Below are 15,870 nucleotides of genomic sequence, written 5' to 3' on the forward strand. Positions count from 1 at the left end.
TTCCGATCTCCCGCGGGTGAAAGGCACGCGGTTTATGGCGCCTTCTCCTGCCGACATGGGGAGAAGGCCATATCATGCTGCTCCTCGGTGCGGTGGCCATCCCCCGATGAGGTTACCGAGCCAACCTAGAGAATGTCCGTCAAGCCAAGTTTGCGTTAAGTCAAATTCGAGCGTGTTCTTTGTGGCATCTTCTTTTCAAGGTCGGAGAGCGATTGATCGTCAATCCGCACGGCTTTGCAGGAGGACAGCATGGCTCTCAAGGATCTGCTGGTCTTGACGGGCACCGGCATGGAAGCTGCCGGAACCTATGCTCTTTCGCTATCGACCACGTGTGGCGCTTGTCTGACCGCAGCCGTTCCGACCATCGAGCCATCGCTACCTCCCGGCCTCGCCGCCGAACTGCCGGACGACCTCCTCTCACGCATGAAAGAAGAGGTCGAAGTTGCGGCGAGCAGGGCCGTCGAGCAATTCGCGCAGGTCGCCCGAGAGGCCGATAAGTCGATCGATATCGTAAGGTTCAGGGCCATTGCCGGAGAAGTCGGCTACTCCTTGAGCCAAGTGGCGCGCTGCTTCGACGCCGTCATCCTGCCGCAGCCCAATCCGGACGGCACTGATACCTCGGATATCATCGAGGCATGTCTCTTCGGCTCCGGGCGGCCTATCGTCATCGTGCCCTATATCCGCATCCGTCCCGACATCGATTCGATCCTGATCGCCTGGGACGGTGGTCAACCCGCAGCACGAGCCGTTGCCGATGCTTTGCCTCTGCTGTCGCTCGCCCACCACGTGGAGATTGTCACCATCGGCAAGGGAGAGAATGGGAACTCCCATCTCTCGGGCAGGATCCTGGCCAGACATTTGGCCCGGCATAGAATCCAGGCCGAGGCAAAAAGACTCCCCATCGATGAGGTCGATGTCGCGAACATGCTCCTGTCTCATGCGGCCGACATGAATGCGGACCTGATCGTGATGGGCGGCTACGGTCATTCGCGCCTGCGGGAGGTAGTCCTCGGCGGCACGACCCGGGAGGTTCTCCGCTCCGTGACCGTACCGGTGCTCATGTCGCACTGAACCGGTGAGGAGGAGCGAGCCGCCATGACCCTCGAGGCTTCCGTTCCCCTTCACGACCCACGGGACAGTGCCCTGCATCGCCACCCGAAGTGGAAGTTGAAGCAGGACGCCAAGGAGCCTCTGATCGAACTTTCTGGTAACTGGAGCGCCGAGCAGGCCTCCGCCATGGAAATCGCCGTGGCGGACCTGATCACGGACGTCAAGGGTGCCCGCGCGACGTTCGACCTTTCCGGCGTCGAGCGTCTCGACACCGTCGGCGCTTGGCTCCTGGATCGCACTCGACACGACCTCAGGATCAAAGGCTGTACTCTTGCTTTTGAGAACGCGCGCGAAGAGCATGGCATTCTGCTTGATGAGGTGGATCACTATGACGTTCCTCCCGAGGCAGAGGTGACGCGTCATCGGGTGTTCGATCTCTTGGACGGCCTTGGCCACGCGGTCCTGAATTTGGGCCGGGATCTCCTCTCAGGCTTGGCTTTCCTGGGGGAGTTCATGATGGCCTTGGGGCGTGTCGTCACGCAGCCGCGGCGGTTTCGAGGAACCTCTCTGGTTAATCAGCTCGACTTCGTCGCCCTGCGGAGCGTCCCGATCATGGCGCTGATCTCCCTCTTGGTCGGCGGCATCATCGCCCAGCAGGGCATCTTCCAATTGCGCCAGTTCGGGGCGAGCGCCTTCGTGGTCGACTTGGTCGGCATCCTCGTTCTCCGCGAACTCGGCGTTCTGCTCACGGCGATCATGATCGCAGGCCGCTCGGGATCCGCCTTCACGGCCGAACTGGGCTCGATGAAAATGCGGGAGGAGATCGATGCAATAAGGGTCATGGGACTCGATCCGATGGAAGTGCTGATCATCCCTCGTCTCCTCGCCCTGATCATCGGTCTGCCGATGCTGACCTTCCTGTCGGATCTGTCCGCGCTGTTCGGAGGCGGCTTGGTCGCATGGCTTTATGAGGGAATTGGCCCGCGTATCTTCATGTCGCGCCTGAAGGAAGCCATTGCCCTCAACACGTTCCTGGTCGGCATGATCAAAGCTCCCTTCATGGCCTTGATCATCGGCATGATCGCCTCCATCGAGGGACTTGCCGTTCAAGGGTCGGCCGAATCCCTGGGAAGGCATGTCACGTCATCAGTCGTGAAAGCGATCTTCATGGTGATCGTCGCCGACGGACTCTTCGCCATGTTTTTTGCAGCCATCAAGTACTGACGGCAGGATGCCAGATTTCATGACGAACGATTGTCCGAGCAGCGGAAATGCCCTTTTCTCCGATCTTTATCAATTGACCATGCTGCGCGCCTATGGCGAACTCGGCATGAATGCGGTTGCGTATTCGACCTGTTCTTCCGCAAGTTTCCGCCGCAGCGGAGCTATCTTCTGGCCTGCGGCCTGAACCCCTTTTTGGAGGATTTGGAAAACCTCTCCTTCAGCGAAGAGGACCGTGCGTATCTCGATTCGAATGCCCTATGTCCTTAAGCCTTCATCGATCAGCTTAGGGATTTCCGGTTCAAAGGCGAGATTCATGCGGTGCCCGATGGGACTCCTATCTTTCCGGACGAGCCACTTCTCGAAATCATACCTCCCATCGGTCAGGCGCAAATCATCGAGACCTTTGTTCTGAACCAGATCGGCCTCCAGACGATCCTCGCCTCCAAGGCGGCTCGGATTGTCGCCGCCCAAGGTCGACCCGTCGTCGATTTCGGCGCTCGGCGTGCGCAGGGGATGGATGCGGCACTGAAAGGCGCCAGGGCCTCCTTTATCGCAGGCGCATCAGCAACCTCGAACCTAGCAGCGTTGGGGCATCCCTGGTTTTCCGGACACAACCCTGTTCGTCGACACCTACGACACCCTGGAAGGAGTACGACGAGCCGTCGAGCTTGCAAGGAAGCCGGCCCGGACAGCCGAATTCGCGGAGTTAGGTTGGACACCGGGAACTTGGCAAAATTGACCAACGGGACGCAATCCATCCTCGATGCAGCTGGACTGCGGGGCATCCAGATTTTCCCGGCGGCGGACTCGATGAGCACAGGATCGTCGCGCTCTACGCCATGGGAGCGCCCATCGATGCCTTCGAGGTCGGAACCAGTATGATCATGTCCGAAGACGTGCCCGCGCTCGACATCGCCTAGAAGCTCTTCGAGTATGGCGGCATGTCCTCGTATTGACGGCCGATTCTGTTCGCCTTGAAATCGCCGGCGGACTTTAGAGAACGCATCGCTCATCCTAAGCCAGCTACGTCATCTCCATAAAGAGCGTGAATTCGAGGGTGGCGAACATAAGACAAGGCCTCTCGTCGATGTGCGCAGAAGAGATGTCTATGTGATCGCAGGCCTCCATGGCGGCTCCGCGCAGAGCTTTGCCGTCTGCTGTTTTTCGTTGGCGCCTTGAAGGACGCGGGAGCAGATCGGGTCACCGCAGTGACACCCTATCTTTGCTATCCTCGCACGGATCGGTAGACGAAAACTTACGATCCCATCACGACGCGCTAAGTCGGCCAGCGCTTCGAGAGCGGTCGGAGCGGGCCATCACCATGGAGGTTCACAACCTCTCGGCCTTTCAGAATGCCTTCCGCTGCAACACAACCCGTCTGGGCGCCTATGAGGTGTTCGGCCTTCATGTTGCCGGTATGGTTGGCGAAAGCCACCTTGCGGTCGTATCGCCCGATATCGGCAGAGCCAAGCGAGCGGAATTCTTCCGACAGAGACTTGAGGATATCCTCGACCGCCCGGTTTCCAAAGGCCTTGCGGACAAGCAACGCAGCACGGGACAGATTCCAGGCGATCTGTTTTCCGGAGACGTCTCCGGCTGCACCGCGATCATTCTGGATGACCTGATCAGCTCGGGCACCACGATGGCGCGGGTTGCACAGCAGTGCCGCGAGCGCGGCGCGAAACGGGTAATCGTCGCGGCGACTCATGGCGTGGGTGGGATTACCGCTCTTCCCAACCTGACGCAGCCGTCCATTGACGCGGTACTCCTGGCGAACACGATCTCTCAGACAGCTGAGTTCGTCTCTGCCCTTTCTGGCCGGCTCACGGTCCTTGACATATCGCAGATCTTTGCGCAGGCGTTGAAGGTCGAAATGCCCGACAAGAGGTTTCCCTGATTTACGCCTGTCTCGGAAGGGCCATCGCCATGGCCCTTCCGAGACAATTCTCACGCGGCCTTCACGTCGATTTTCTTCTCCTTCCTGGCCTCTTCGGTCTTGGGGAGTGCGACCGTCAGCACGCCGTTCTTGAAGGTGGCCTCGATCTTGTCCGCATTGACACCTTCGGGAAGACGGAAGCTGCGCTGGAATGAGCCGTAGCGCCGTTCGGACATGTAATAATTCGCTTCCCTTTCTTCTTTCTCTTCCTTCTTCTCACCCGAGATGATCAGGCTGCCATTCGCCAGCTTCACTTCGATATTCTTCTCGTTCATGCCTGGCAGCTCTGCCGTGACCTCGTATCGGTCGGGGCGCTCGACGAGGTCGGAGATGGGCTCCATGATACGCCCCCTGGCCCGCCAGAGCCGCTCGATCTCAGGCATGCTCCATCGGGCTGGGAATCCGAAACCTCGCCCAAATTCCTCGAAGAGATTGTCCATCTCCCGGCGCATCCGCTCAAGGGGAAGCCACCCAGCCTCAACCGGTGCCGCAGGTTCTTTTTTGAGAGGGAGCTTTGTCGTCTCAGCCATAGGAATCTCCAATGATAGGCCCCAGCCCGCAACCTCAAAAAATGCGTTGATCAACCCAACGCGCTTTGCGTTCAGTCAATTTAGAAAGACATTCGAGCAAGCGTCGGTATCCATTTCAGCCGATGTCGTGCTTGACTAGAGGTTCTGGTGTCAACGAAGCCCGTGCTTGCCAAGCAGCCTAACGCTGCTGGCCTGCGGCCCCTTGTCTCCACTTTCCTCGGAGAAGTTTACCCGCGTCCCTGGTTTGAGTTGCCCGAAGGCATCGCCGAGAACGCTGTTCCGGTGAAAATAGATTTCACGTCCGTCGGGGGACTCAAGGACTCCATATCCTTCTTCAGTATTCATCTGTCTGACTGTCCCAATCGGCTGAGGCTCATGCATCTTGACTTCACCTTGCATGTGTCGGATTGCATCCTGGAGCTGCCGCCGGGCCCGGTTGAAGGAATCGTTGATCGCAAATGATGCATCGGAGAACCGCTCGTTCTCAGGCGGCGTCCGATCGACCGTGGCCTCATGCCCGCCGGGCAGAACCAGATGGATATTGACCTGATACTGACCACCGGTTCGCTGATGTTGTCCGGGTCCTTTCATCACCACATGGCAGGCCATGATGCGGTCGAAGAACTTGTCGAGGTCCGCCATTCTCTCTTCGATCAAGGTACGCTGCCTCCCCGTCGGCTCGAACCCCTGAAAATCGACTTGAGCCGGGATCTGCATGATGATGCTCCTGCTCCGTTGAGAGGGAAGAACTGGCTGAGAGCATGGTCCGCGCTGCCTTGCCTTCATTGAGGATTGTCAAGAAGCGCCGGCTGGGAGGCGATTGAGGATGCCGATGACCTCCTCATCGGAAACCTGTCGGAAATTGGCATAGTAGAATCCGATAGCTCCGAAAAACTCATGCTCTTCGAGGCAGATGAGATCATCGACCTCGTTCCGAAGCTTGGCGAGAGTATCCGATGGCGCCACTGGAATTGCCAGAACAAGCTGTCTTGGTGTGCGCCGACGGATGCCTTGCAATGCCGCGCGGGTCGTCGCCCCGGTGGCGATCCCGTCATCGATTACGATGACCGTTCGCCCGGTGACGACCGCCCGTTCGCGATGCCCGAGATAGCGCCGGCGCCGCCGCTCGATCTCGGCAATCTCGGAATCGCAGAGAGATTTGAATTTCCGATCCTCGATCCCAGACAATCGGATGACGTCCTCATTGCGCACCACGATCGGCGTTTCGCCGTCGACGACGGCTCCCATGGCCAGCTCGGGTTGTGAAGGCACGCCGATCTTGCGCACGATCACAAGGTCGAGCGGTGCGCCGAGCGCCGCGGCAACCTCAGCCGCGACGGGAACACCACCCCGCGGCAGCGCAAGCACGACCGGATCCTGATCCTGATACTTCTGGAGGGCGGCAGCAAGCCTGCGACCGGCATCGGATCGGTTGGCGAAAGGCATCGGCTCACACCTCGATCTTTTTCATTGATCCATTAGCTTGGCGCATCGTGCGGTACGGCCCCGGGCTCAATGTCTGGCTTTGATGATTAGTCGTTGTCGAGCGAACTCATCCCTAGGTCCGCTCGTTGGCAATCGACTGCGGAAGAAAATTCTCCGCTCCATTCGAATAATCAGGCATTTGCGTCCCTCCGGGAGCCGGTGGAGAAGCCCCTGGGCGACATCATTCGTGCCGAAGGGGGCCCTGGATGTCACCATGACTGACCTGGACTTGGCGTCCTCTGGCAAGCAGGCCCATTTGGCCTGCAGGTCCAGGAGGGTGAAATCCTAGTGTATCGCGAGTGTCTCCACCCGAGCGAACATGAGCATGGATGGCAGATACCGATCTTGCGTTTGGTCAACTTGCCCCGAAATCCGAGTTGATCCCTATCCCACCTATCGTTGTTACGGAGGACCTCCGGTGTTTGAGGGACCAGCCCCATGGCGGATTGGATTCCTTGTGCTAGTTACTAGCGTATCAACATAGTACGGCGGGGCTCCCATCCCCTGACGGCAATGGAGCAAGCTCTGCCCATGAGGGCCAATTCTGATCGGACGCGGAATGATTTCGTTCTTCACACCCTACCGCCATGACTTTGTCCGCATCGCAGCCTGTGTCCCGCAGACCGAGGTCGCGGACCCAGCCTTCAACGTCGACCGGACCCTCGAGCTTCTGCACCAGGGGCACCAGGAACGAATCGCTCTGATGGTGTTCCCAGAACTCGGCATATCCGCCTATGCCATCGACGATCTCCTGCATCAGGATGCCCTGCTGGAGGCCGTCGAACGCGGACTTGCCCGCTTGGTCGCGGAAAGCGCCAGCCTCTTCCCGGCCTTCGTGGTCGGGGCTCCTCTCCGCCTGGACGGCCGCCTCTACAACGCCGCCGTCGTTATCCATGCCGGACGCATCCTGGGAGTGGTGCCGAAGGCCTACCTGCCGAACTACCGGGAGTTCTACGAGCGCCGGCATTTCGCCCCGGGAGCAGGGATTCGAGGACGGATGATCGCCGTTGCCGGGCTTCAGGTTCCCTTCGGGATCGATCTTCTGTTTCGGTCGGCGGGCAGCTGCGCCTTCACGTTCCATGTGGAGGTGTGCGAAGACATGTGGGTACCACAACCGCCCAGCACCACGGCCGCCCTGGCGGGCGCCGAGATCCTCCTCAATCTCTCGGCCAGCAACATCACCATCGGAAAGGCCGAAGATCGGCGCCTCCTATGCGGTTCCCAATCCATGCGCTGCGTCGCAGCCTATGCCTATTCGGCGGCGGGCCCGGGGGAATCGACCACCGATCTCGCCTGGGACGGCCACGGCGGCATCTTCGAGGACGGCCTGCGGCTTGCCGAAACCGAGCGCTTTCCACCGGGATCAACCATGGCCGTGGCCGATGTCGATATCGGGCGCCTGCGCCAAGAACGTATGCGGAGGGTCACCTTCCGCGATTGCGCCGACGAGTTGATGGTCCTTCCGGACGACTTCCGCATCGTTTCCCTTCACCTTGATGCGCCGGAGGAGGCGCTCACCCTGCGCCGGCCGATCGAGCGGTTTCCCTACGTTCCCGCAGACCCCGCCAAGCTCACGGAGAATTGCTACGAGGCTTACAACATCCAGGTCCAGGGGCTCGCGAAACGTCTGCAGGCAACGCGAACGGAGAAAGTGGTCATCGGCGTGTCGGGTGGCCTCGATTCCACCCAAGCCCTTCTCGTCTGCTGCCGCGTCATGGACAAGCTGGGTCTTCCCCGGACCAACATCCTCGCCTACACGCTGCCTGGCTTCGCGACGAGCGAGGGTACGAAAGGCAATGCCTGGGCGCTCATGCGAGCCCTCGGCGTCAACGCGTCGGAGATCGACATCCGCCCGGCGGCACGGCAGATGCTGAAGGATCTCGATCACCCCTTTGCCGAAGGTGAGCCAACCTACGACGTGACATTCGAGAATGTTCAGGCGGGTCTTCGGACCGATTACCTGTTCCGACTCGCCAACCACCATCGTGGCATCGTAGTGGGCACCGGCGACCTCTCAGAACTGGGGCTCGGCTGGTGCACCTATGGTGTCGGCGACCAGATGTCCCACTACAATGTCAACGCCTCAGTGGCGAAGACTCTGATCCAACATCTGATTCGCTTCGTGGCGACCTCCGGGGACGTGGACGAGGACACTGCCGATATCCTCCATGCGATTCTGGCCACCGAGATTTCCCCCGAGCTCGTGCCGCAGGATGCCTCCGGGCAGATCCAATCGACGGAGGCCATGATCGGACCTTACGCGCTGCAGGACTTCAACCTCTACTATCTCACGCGCTACGGCTTCCGTCCCTCCAAGATCGCTTATCTCTCCTGGCATGCCTGGAGAGATAAGGAAGCGGGCACGTGGCCGCCCAACATACCGGAAGCCTCGCGCCTGGCTTACGAACTCGGTGAGATCAAGATATGGCTGCGAGCCTTCCTCGGCCGTTTCTTCACCAGCCAGTTTAAGCGCACGGCCATGCCAAACGGACCGAAGATCTCGTCCGGTGGATCGCTGTCGCCGCGCGGCGATTGGCGCGCGCCATCAGACGCAGGCCCCGGCGTATGGCTCGCCGAATTGGAGTGCGGCGTCCCAAATGCCGAACCCTCATAGTTTAATTTTAGGCCGCATCGAACGTCTTGAGGGTTGCGAATAGTCAAAGTCGGCTTGTGCTTCACGGCGCATTTTAGACATTTGAGCCTGATGACTCGCGAGGGACGAAAGATGCACCTATGGACCCCTGGAGCAGGCTTGCTGTCTGATGAATCGCTCCTTACGCCAACACCCACCGAGCATGGCCTTCTGTACGGGAGCCGACCATGATCCGCTGGCTCCCCATGCTTCTCATGATGCCGGTCGGGCTGCATGCACAGGAATTCGGGAATTCGGAAGCGGGCCTGCGCGTGGCTCGCGAGGCTTGCGCATCCTGCCATGCGGTCGAACCCGGTCAGAACCAGTCTCCTCGCTCGCAGGCGCCGACCTTCACCCGGATCGCACGAATTCCAGGCATGACCACGACCGCTCTGACGGTCGCCATGAGGACCTCTCATAAGACGATGCCCAACATCATGCTGGAGCCGGGGGAACTCCGGGATGTCACGGCTTACATCACGAGCCTGCACAAGCACCCCTGACGGTGTGGCTTCATGGGCGATCTCAGGCTGAATCTCTCCATTCTCATTCTCCTGGGGGTCGCGAACGGCACGCCGATCCTCCTCAAAAGAATTCTTGGAGATCGTTTTGCGGTGCCTATCGATTTCGGCCTGACATGGCTGGATGGACAGCCGCTTCTGGGCTCTTCGAAAACGTTCCGAGGCCTTGCGGTGGCGATTGCGGCTACAGCGATTGTTGCCGCAATGCTCAAATTCGGCTGGCGCTTGGGTGCAGAGATCGCGTTCATGTCCATGATGGGAGATGTTGCCGCAAGCTTCCTCAAGCGACGCTTAGGGCTCGAACCTCATGCCCGCGCCTTCGGCCTGGATCAAATTCCTGAAGCTCTCCTTCCTCTCGTGATCCTGAGGCGGCCACTCGGCTTGAGTGGGCTCGAGATCGTTCTTCTGGTGATGGCCTTCATCCTTCTGGAAATATGGCTGTCCCGCCTGTTCTTCATGCTCCACATTCGGGACCAACCCTATTGAACCAACATGGCATGCTGCAATCGTCCAGGACATGATGAGAAGGCAGCAAGAGATGCCTTCTCATCACAAATCTATTCGGGAGATCATTGCATGCACTTAGGCAGTGCGCGACGCTCCTGCTCCGGCTGCCTTGAAATGCGCAGCAACCTGCTCGGCTTTCGAGAAGGCCTGCTGCATATCCGCCGGCGTCATAGCAAGCATCGTCTTCAGGCTTGAAACGCCTCCGGTAGCGGATGCAACGATCGCGGAGGTCGCGACACCCTCGAACGGGCCTTCCGATACGATCATGAAGTCATAGTCGCCGAAGGTCATGTAATAAGCCAGGAGCTTACCGCCCGAATGGGAGAAAAGCTCACGCACGGCATCCGGCGTGAAGCGGCCCTGGGTGATGAAAATCGGCATGTCTCCCTCCTTCTCGTTAATAATCCTATTCTTCGTCCGGTGGATTGATGTTGCGATTTATCAAGACCTCTGAGGGCGCAGACGACACTCCTAACCTGCAGATGCCACTCCCAAACAATGACGCTTGGCAGATTGATAAATGGCAAGGCCACCGGTAGTGCGATCAGCTAGGTGAGGACGAAGCGGTGTTGGGGACGATGACATCCATGCCCAAATACTTCTTCAATATCGTCCTGGATGGTCAGTCGACATTGGATGGGCTGGGACAGCCTTTTCCGGATGAAATTACCGCGCGAGCGCATGCTCGCCACCTTACCCTGCTCCTTGCGGACCGCTGCCGCGATCCGATGAACAGTTTTGTCGCCGTAAGCGGGATGGATGGTCGTCTGATCTTCAAGGTAGCGTTTCAGCCATCCGAGACACAGACCTGAAGATTGAATAGGAGTCTCGATAAGCGCTGGTTAGAAAACGACGCAGTGTGCGCCTCCTAGTGGAATGAAGGCGATCTTGCGCCCTCTGTCCCATAACTCTACAGCGTTGCCGTTGGCATATTCCTTGGCCTTGCTGATCGCCTCCTCGTCAGTCTGGCAGATCAACGCATGAGCGATCAGAATCCCGCCCTTGGGGTCGATCACATAGGCGCGGTAAGCCGGATGGCTGGTGAGCGGAGCGTCCATAGCAACCCTCGACCACCGGCATTCGGTGGAAGGTAGTTCTGGTTAGACACTCACGCTTTTAAACCATGTTAATGCGCAGTGACAGGCGCCAAATTGTCTCTATCGGTCTAATCCAAAAGTCTGATACCGAGTGACATGATGAAAATGCGCGCGCCGTGTGGTGGTGACCCTCACCCGGGCAGTTTCGCCTTGAGCAAGCGTAAGGGCGGATAAGACGACCGCGAGCACGAGCGGGAAGACCATAACGGCCAGTGCAACCATGAAGACCTCTCCTCTGGGATAGAGAGCCGCTACGGGCTCGGAATCGTGATCGAGACGGCAACGCCGACGATGAGAGGAAGGCCGACGAAGCTCCTGGATTGAGGTTGAACCGAAGATGTAGTTCCGGTCCAGCCGCGACGGCTGTGTTGTGCCCGCTTGCCACTTCTAGACCCGGCTAGGATGATGCGTAGATAGGTCAAAGTCTCATCGTTGTCGTTGAGCGCGGATGCATCGAAAACGGGCATGATGGCCCCCATTCAAATCAGGTGAATATGGGTGAGGAGGTCAATGAAGCGGGGTGCTTGCCTTGCCCCCTTCTTCAAGCGAAGCCAAAGTCGGGGCGTGCCGCATGACGCCGTCCACCCGCATTTGAATCGCGCTTTGACTGAAGGCTAGTCCGGTGACGAGATCCGCTGCCCCGACGAGAACCGTCAGCGCAAAGGCAGCCCGTGCGCCTGCACTTAGAGCACCGTGCGGAAAAGTGGCCCCGGATTTCCGCCCCGAACGATGCACTAGGCTAAAGAATAAGTATCGAATAGATCCCAAAAACGGATTCCACCTTTGGGTGCGATTCACGAGGGAGGAGATAGGACGAGCGATGTTCATGGCTGGCTCCCATCTTGGTTCACAACAGCATGAAAGCTTGATTCTGTTACGCCCGAACCGCACAGCCGTGATATCATGTGTTGTTTTGTAACCGTTTGTAATATCCCGGCGAGCCCATAAGCGTGACATGTCCTGCAGACCGAAACATAACTCAGCTCGGCCTATAATCCCGTAGTATCGAGAACCTCTCTGAGGGTCCGCGCCAGCTCCAGGGTGCTGTAGGGTTTCTTGAGCCAGCGCGCCTCGGTTTCTTGCCCCCGCCGCACCACATCCAGCTCGGCATAGCCTGACGTGAACAGCACCTTGATCTCGGGTCGCCTGACCCGCACGGCCTCGGCCAAATCGGTGCCTGTCATGCCGCCGGGCATCACCATATCGGTAAACAGCAGGTCAATCTCCGGATGCAGGTCCAACAGTGCCAGCGCCGCCGGGCCGTTGGCGGCATCCAGCACGCGATAGCCGAGATCCTGCAGGCGGGCGGCCGTCATCCGACGCACCCGCGGCTCGTCCTCGACCAGCAGCACGGTCTCGTTACGTCCTCGCAAGCCCTCCATAGGTGTTACGGGTGCGGGCGCCTCCACGACGTCCTCCGGAATCGCAGCGCGTGGCAGGTACATCCTGATCGTCGTCCCATGTCCGGCCTCGCTGTAGATCGTCACATGACCGCCCGACTGCTTGACGAAGCCATACACCATCGATAGGCCAAGCCCGCTACCGGCTCCCACCTCCTTCGTGGTGAAGAAAGGTTCGAACGCGCGCTCCTGTATCTCCCTGGGCATGCCCGTGCCGGTATCGGTGACGGCCACTAGTACATAGCGCCCAGCCCGAACCTCCGGGTGCATCCGGGCGTAGTCCGGCTCAAGCTCCACATTCTCGGCCATGATCGTTAACCGACCGCCGATGGGCATGGCGTCGCGGGCATTGATAGCCAAGTTCAGGATCGCGTTCTGCAACTGGCTCGGATCGACCAGTACCTGCCAAAGGTCGCTGTCCGATCGGCTCCTGACTTGAACCGTCTCACCCAAGGTACGCCGCAAGAGCGGGGTCATCTCGCCCAGGAGATCCCCGACATCGATCAGCTTGGGCTGAAGCGGCTGCCGGCGCCCAAAAGCGAGTAGCCGCTCGGTCAATTGGGCGCCGTGCTCAGCCGTCTCCCGCACCTCCTTCACCAGTTCCAGCTCTCGATCGTCCGCCAGCCGCATCTCAAGCATCTCGATATTGCCGAGAATGACGGTGAGCAGGTTGTTGAAGTCATGCGCAATACCGCCGGTCAATTGGCCGACGGCCTCCATCTTTTGAGCCTGCCGCAGCTCCTGCTCGACTTTCTGAGTCGCAGTGAGATCACGTATAAAGCCGGTGAACATGTGCTGCCCACCCACCTTCACCTCGCCCACGGCGAGCTCCATAGGGAACACACTGCCATCCTTACGCTGACCACTGACGACACGGCCGATGCCGATGATGCGCTTCTCGCCGGTCCGCAGGTACCGCTCCAGGTAGCTGTCATGCGCCTCCCGATAGGGCGAAGGCATCAGCATACTAATGTTTCGCCCGACCACCTCATCGGGCTGGTAACCGAACAGGGCTGATGCCGAGCGGCTGAAGGACTCGACAACTCCCTTCTCACTGATCGTAATCAGAGCCTCCGGCACCGTTTCCAGAATGGAATGAAGCCGCGCCTCGCGCTCCTGCAGAACAGCCTCTGAATGCTTACGGGCTGTGATGTCGACGGCGGCGGCAATCGCTCCGACCACGGCGCCTGAGCGATCCCGCAGCGGTGAGGCATTGTACAGCAGGTCGACACGCCGCCCATCCTCGAAGCGCCCCCCCCATTCCTCATTGCGTACTTCCTCACCTTGAAGCGCCCGTCGCAGAGGCACCTGATCCAAGGCGACTTCCAAGCCGCCCTGGAAGATGCGGCGGTGGGACAGCTTCCCAGATTCTCGATCAGACAGACCGAAAACGAGGGGAAGTTCGAGCAGCTCGGAGGCGAGCCGATTGGCCCTCACCTCCCGCAGGTCGGGATCATGGGTGAACCATACCGCCACCGGGGCGGTCTCGACTAGGGCCTCCCACTCCGTCGTCCGTGCCTGCAGGGCCGCTTCGGAAGCCTTGCGCTCCGAAAGGTCGAGTACGAACACCGCGAAGGTGTGCCCATTGTTGACCGAAGCCAATTTCAGGAGAACCGGGAGGCGTTCGCCTTTCCGGAGATATTCCTTCTCATACATGGACGAGACGCCGTGGGCCCGTGCCTCGGCGATGGCCCGCTCGTCGGCGGCCAGCCATTCGGGCGGTGTGATCTCGTCCCAACGCACACGGCCTGCGCGAAGATCATCCAGTGAGCGCCCGATCAGATCGAGATAAGCCTTGTTGGCCTCGATCACCCGGCCGTCGGCGTCGGACAGGATCGCCCCAATGGGGATAGCCTCCAGCACGGTGCGCAGCCGGGCCTCGCTCGTCCGTTGCACTTCCTCGGCCTGCTTGCGCTCGCCGATATCCTCGACGATGGAAAGTCGATAGGGATGCTCGGGGTCGGCTTCAGCCAAGGACGAGGTCACGCGAACCCAGGCGGTTGCACCATTCTTGCGCAGGTAACGTTTCTCGATCCGATAGCTGGGGATCTCGCGCGCCATGAGTTGGGCCGCGAGCGCCAAAACCCGCGGCTGGTCCTCGGGATGAACGATCTCCTCGAAGCTGCGCCCGATCAGCTCATCCCTGGCATAGCCGAGCAGGGCGCACACGGCGGCGTTCACGTCGAGCAGGCGGCCGTTACTATCCACCAGCTCAATGCCGACCACGGCTTGATCGAATACCTGCTGGAAAAGCGAGTGATCGGGACCGTTGACCAGCTCGCTCGCTCCTCCGGCAGAACCAGACGGATATTTCCTTTTAACATCCTGGCCTTTGACATCCTGGCCCATACGATCCGATCCCTGACCCTGTCCCGAACTCTGCGGGCCAAAAGCGAAATTGCCGTCTCGCCCCGAGCGATCGCCGGCAACTTCCCGTCAGCCCGGAATATGATTGCTCAGCCACCCTCTCTGGGTCAGTCTCCAGACTAGAGCATCGCGCGGAAAAGTGGACTTGCACTTTTGGGACCGACCTGATGCTCCTCCACAGATGCACATGGCTGGAGGAGAAGGCACGGCCTTCCGGTCTATCAATGAGGCCACTTGGCCGGGGTCCAGGTCGGAGCCAGCGGCTCAGCGTCGTCGAATTCACCAGCGAGGTGCTGAAGATCCGTCATCCGAAGCAGGACGATCCTGTGACGTCCTTCCAGGGCGATCAATCCATCTCGCTTGAGCTTCGACAAGACACGGCAGACAGTCTCGATCGTCAGGCCAAGATAATCGGCGATGTCCTGACGCGTCATCGGCAGCTCGATGGTAACGGGGCGTCTCCGGTCGGCTCCCGTGCGGCGTGCCGCGGATACCAGGAAATGAGCTGTCCGCTCCTCGGCCCCCAGCTGCCCCAGCACGATGATATGCTGCCGGGCATCTCGGATCTCCTCGAAAACTTTCTCAAGCAACAGCGATTGCAGTTGCCTGACCTCATCGCTCATCGCCCGCAGGCGGGCGCGGCTCAACCGACGCAGCCGCACAGGGGTGACGGCCTCGGCCGTGTAGCAATAAGTGTCCTCGCAGGAGAGCCCGAGTGTCTCGCCGGAGAACCTGAAACCCATGATCGCGCGCCGTCCATCGGGCAGTATACGGTACAGGCGCAGGCAGCCCTCGACGATCTGGAAGATGTCGGATGCCGTATCACCCTCCCAGAACACGCCTTCTCCAGCGGCGAATTTATCTGCGGGCTGGCCGACAAACAGCTGCTCCAAGGTCGAAGGCTCCGATGATGTGCCGAATACCGGGAGGGGCGCGCTTCCAGCTGAGGAAAGGAGATGGGTGGAGTACATGGGATGCTCCGATCACGATCCTGATTGTGGTGATTAATGCAAGCCAATGTCACACCCGTGCCGTTGTCCTGTGTGATTATGTGCCAGCTTGTAACAGTTCGTAACAGAGGCGTGGATTGGAAGCCCGCAAACATTCGCGAAGGACATTCG

Annotated in this window: 17 protein-coding genes; 10 read left to right on the top strand and 7 right to left on the bottom strand. The window is 59.6% G+C overall.

Annotated elements, in window-relative coordinates; translation table 11 throughout:
* Window positions 1–249: 249 nt before the first annotated feature.
* The 6 genes from H0S73_RS22095 to H0S73_RS22115 all read left to right on the top strand — a co-directional run bounded on the left by H0S73_RS22095 (window position 250) and on the right by H0S73_RS22115 (window position 4,171).
* Entirely contained in the window at window positions 250–1,071 is an 822-nt protein-coding gene (locus H0S73_RS22095) for a universal stress protein (RefSeq protein WP_181054149.1), read from the top strand.
* A gap of 24 nt (window positions 1,072–1,095) precedes the next feature.
* Window positions 1,096–2,274, top strand: coding sequence for an ABC transporter permease (locus tag H0S73_RS22100; protein WP_181054150.1), 1,179 nt, complete (start codon window positions 1,096–1,098; stop codon window positions 2,272–2,274).
* Window positions 2,275–2,281: 7 nt separating this feature from the next.
* A complete protein-coding gene (locus H0S73_RS25910) occupies window positions 2,282–2,458 on the top strand; it encodes a hypothetical protein (RefSeq protein WP_246389351.1) in 177 nt (58 codons plus the stop codon).
* 134 nt (window positions 2,459–2,592) lie between these two features.
* Window positions 2,593–3,156: a beta/alpha barrel domain-containing protein gene (locus H0S73_RS22105; protein ID WP_425488207.1), complete on the top strand. Its 564-nt coding sequence runs from the start codon at window positions 2,593–2,595 to the stop codon at window positions 3,154–3,156.
* 293 nt (window positions 3,157–3,449) lie between these two features.
* The gene (locus tag H0S73_RS26385; RefSeq protein ID WP_425488238.1) at window positions 3,450–3,521 is read left to right on the top strand and encodes a hypothetical protein; all 72 of its coding nucleotides are present in this window, start codon (window positions 3,450–3,452) and stop codon (window positions 3,519–3,521) included.
* A gap of 74 nt (window positions 3,522–3,595) precedes the next feature.
* Complete coding sequence (locus H0S73_RS22115) at window positions 3,596–4,171, top strand: phosphoribosyltransferase family protein (RefSeq protein ID WP_181054151.1); 576 nt, start codon at window positions 3,596–3,598, stop codon at window positions 4,169–4,171.
* Window positions 4,172–4,221: 50 nt separating this feature from the next.
* Here H0S73_RS22115 and H0S73_RS22120 read toward each other — a convergent pair whose 3' ends face one another.
* From H0S73_RS22120 to H0S73_RS22130, 3 genes are all read right to left on the bottom strand, one after another.
* Window positions 4,222–4,740: an Hsp20/alpha crystallin family protein gene (locus H0S73_RS22120; RefSeq protein WP_181054152.1), complete on the bottom strand. Its 519-nt coding sequence runs from the start codon at window positions 4,738–4,740 to the stop codon at window positions 4,222–4,224.
* Between the two features lie 150 nt (window positions 4,741–4,890).
* Window positions 4,891–5,457: a cold shock domain-containing protein gene (locus H0S73_RS22125; RefSeq protein ID WP_181054153.1), complete on the bottom strand. Its 567-nt coding sequence runs from the start codon at window positions 5,455–5,457 to the stop codon at window positions 4,891–4,893.
* Between the two features lie 78 nt (window positions 5,458–5,535).
* Complete coding sequence (locus tag H0S73_RS22130) at window positions 5,536–6,186, bottom strand: phosphoribosyltransferase (protein ID WP_181054154.1); 651 nt, start codon at window positions 6,184–6,186, stop codon at window positions 5,536–5,538.
* 598 nt (window positions 6,187–6,784) lie between these two features.
* Between H0S73_RS22130 and H0S73_RS22135 the strand changes: the two genes are divergently transcribed.
* The 3 genes from H0S73_RS22135 to H0S73_RS22145 all read left to right on the top strand — a co-directional run bounded on the left by H0S73_RS22135 (window position 6,785) and on the right by H0S73_RS22145 (window position 9,864).
* Entirely contained in the window at window positions 6,785–8,839 is a 2,055-nt protein-coding gene (locus H0S73_RS22135) for an NAD(+) synthase (protein ID WP_181054155.1), read from the top strand.
* Between the two features lie 206 nt (window positions 8,840–9,045).
* Window positions 9,046–9,360 carry a c-type cytochrome gene (locus tag H0S73_RS22140; protein ID WP_181054156.1) on the top strand — a complete coding sequence of 105 codons (315 nt, stop codon included), beginning with the start codon at window positions 9,046–9,048 and terminating at the stop codon, window positions 9,358–9,360.
* Between the two features lie 12 nt (window positions 9,361–9,372).
* A complete protein-coding gene (locus H0S73_RS22145; RefSeq protein WP_181054157.1) occupies window positions 9,373–9,864 on the top strand; it encodes a CDP-archaeol synthase in 492 nt (163 codons plus the stop codon).
* A gap of 96 nt (window positions 9,865–9,960) precedes the next feature.
* Here the strand turns inward: H0S73_RS22145 and H0S73_RS22150 are convergent, their stop codons facing one another.
* Complete coding sequence (locus tag H0S73_RS22150; RefSeq protein ID WP_181054158.1) at window positions 9,961–10,266, bottom strand: GYD domain-containing protein; 306 nt, start codon at window positions 10,264–10,266, stop codon at window positions 9,961–9,963.
* A 206-nt stretch (window positions 10,267–10,472) separates the two neighbouring features.
* Here H0S73_RS22150 and H0S73_RS22155 point away from each other — a divergent pair, with 206 nt between their 5' ends.
* On the top strand, window positions 10,473–10,697 hold the full coding sequence (locus H0S73_RS22155) for a DUF6894 family protein (RefSeq protein ID WP_181054159.1): 225 nt from the start codon (window positions 10,473–10,475) through the stop codon (window positions 10,695–10,697).
* A 30-nt stretch (window positions 10,698–10,727) separates the two neighbouring features.
* On the opposite strand, the gene H0S73_RS22160 is transcribed toward H0S73_RS22155, so the two are convergent.
* The 3 genes from H0S73_RS22160 to H0S73_RS22170 all read right to left on the bottom strand — a co-directional run bounded on the left by H0S73_RS22160 (window position 10,728) and on the right by H0S73_RS22170 (window position 15,642).
* On the bottom strand, window positions 10,728–10,943 hold the full coding sequence (locus H0S73_RS22160; RefSeq protein ID WP_181054160.1) for a hypothetical protein: 216 nt from the start codon (window positions 10,941–10,943) through the stop codon (window positions 10,728–10,730).
* 1,028 nt (window positions 10,944–11,971) lie between these two features.
* Window positions 11,972–14,731, bottom strand: coding sequence for a hybrid sensor histidine kinase/response regulator (locus H0S73_RS22165; protein ID WP_181054161.1), 2,760 nt, complete (start codon window positions 14,729–14,731; stop codon window positions 11,972–11,974).
* Between the two features lie 239 nt (window positions 14,732–14,970).
* Entirely contained in the window at window positions 14,971–15,642 is a 672-nt protein-coding gene (locus H0S73_RS22170; protein WP_181054162.1) for a helix-turn-helix domain-containing protein, read from the bottom strand.
* Window positions 15,643–15,870: the final 228 nt, after the last annotated feature.

The sequence above is a fragment of the Microvirga mediterraneensis genome (assembly GCF_013520865.1).
Taxonomy (GTDB): domain Bacteria; phylum Pseudomonadota; class Alphaproteobacteria; order Rhizobiales; family Beijerinckiaceae; genus Microvirga; species Microvirga mediterraneensis.

Coding starts and splice junctions, on each gene's coding strand:
- H0S73_RS22095 (WP_181054149.1), top strand. CDS start 250: ATGGCTCTCAAGGATCTGCTGGTCTTGACGGGCACCGGCATGGAAGCT.
- H0S73_RS22100 (WP_181054150.1), top strand. CDS start 1,096: ATGACCCTCGAGGCTTCCGTTCCCCTTCACGACCCACGGGACAGTGCC.
- H0S73_RS25910 (WP_246389351.1), top strand. CDS start 2,282: ATGCCAGATTTCATGACGAACGATTGTCCGAGCAGCGGAAATGCCCTT.
- H0S73_RS22115 (WP_181054151.1), top strand. CDS start 3,596: ATGGAGGTTCACAACCTCTCGGCCTTTCAGAATGCCTTCCGCTGCAAC.
- H0S73_RS22120 (WP_181054152.1), bottom strand. CDS start 4,740: ATGGCTGAGACGACAAAGCTCCCTCTCAAAAAAGAACCTGCGGCACCG.
- H0S73_RS22125 (WP_181054153.1), bottom strand. CDS start 5,457: ATGCAGATCCCGGCTCAAGTCGATTTTCAGGGGTTCGAGCCGACGGGG.
- H0S73_RS22130 (WP_181054154.1), bottom strand. CDS start 6,186: ATGCCTTTCGCCAACCGATCCGATGCCGGTCGCAGGCTTGCTGCCGCC.
- H0S73_RS22135 (WP_181054155.1), top strand. CDS start 6,785: ATGATTTCGTTCTTCACACCCTACCGCCATGACTTTGTCCGCATCGCA.
- H0S73_RS22140 (WP_181054156.1), top strand. CDS start 9,046: ATGATCCGCTGGCTCCCCATGCTTCTCATGATGCCGGTCGGGCTGCAT.
- H0S73_RS22145 (WP_181054157.1), top strand. CDS start 9,373: ATGGGCGATCTCAGGCTGAATCTCTCCATTCTCATTCTCCTGGGGGTC.
- H0S73_RS22150 (WP_181054158.1), bottom strand. CDS start 10,266: ATGCCGATTTTCATCACCCAGGGCCGCTTCACGCCGGATGCCGTGCGT.
- H0S73_RS22155 (WP_181054159.1), top strand. CDS start 10,473: ATGCCCAAATACTTCTTCAATATCGTCCTGGATGGTCAGTCGACATTG.
- H0S73_RS22160 (WP_181054160.1), bottom strand. CDS start 10,943: ATGGACGCTCCGCTCACCAGCCATCCGGCTTACCGCGCCTATGTGATC.
- H0S73_RS22165 (WP_181054161.1), bottom strand. CDS start 14,731: ATGGGCCAGGATGTCAAAGGCCAGGATGTTAAAAGGAAATATCCGTCT.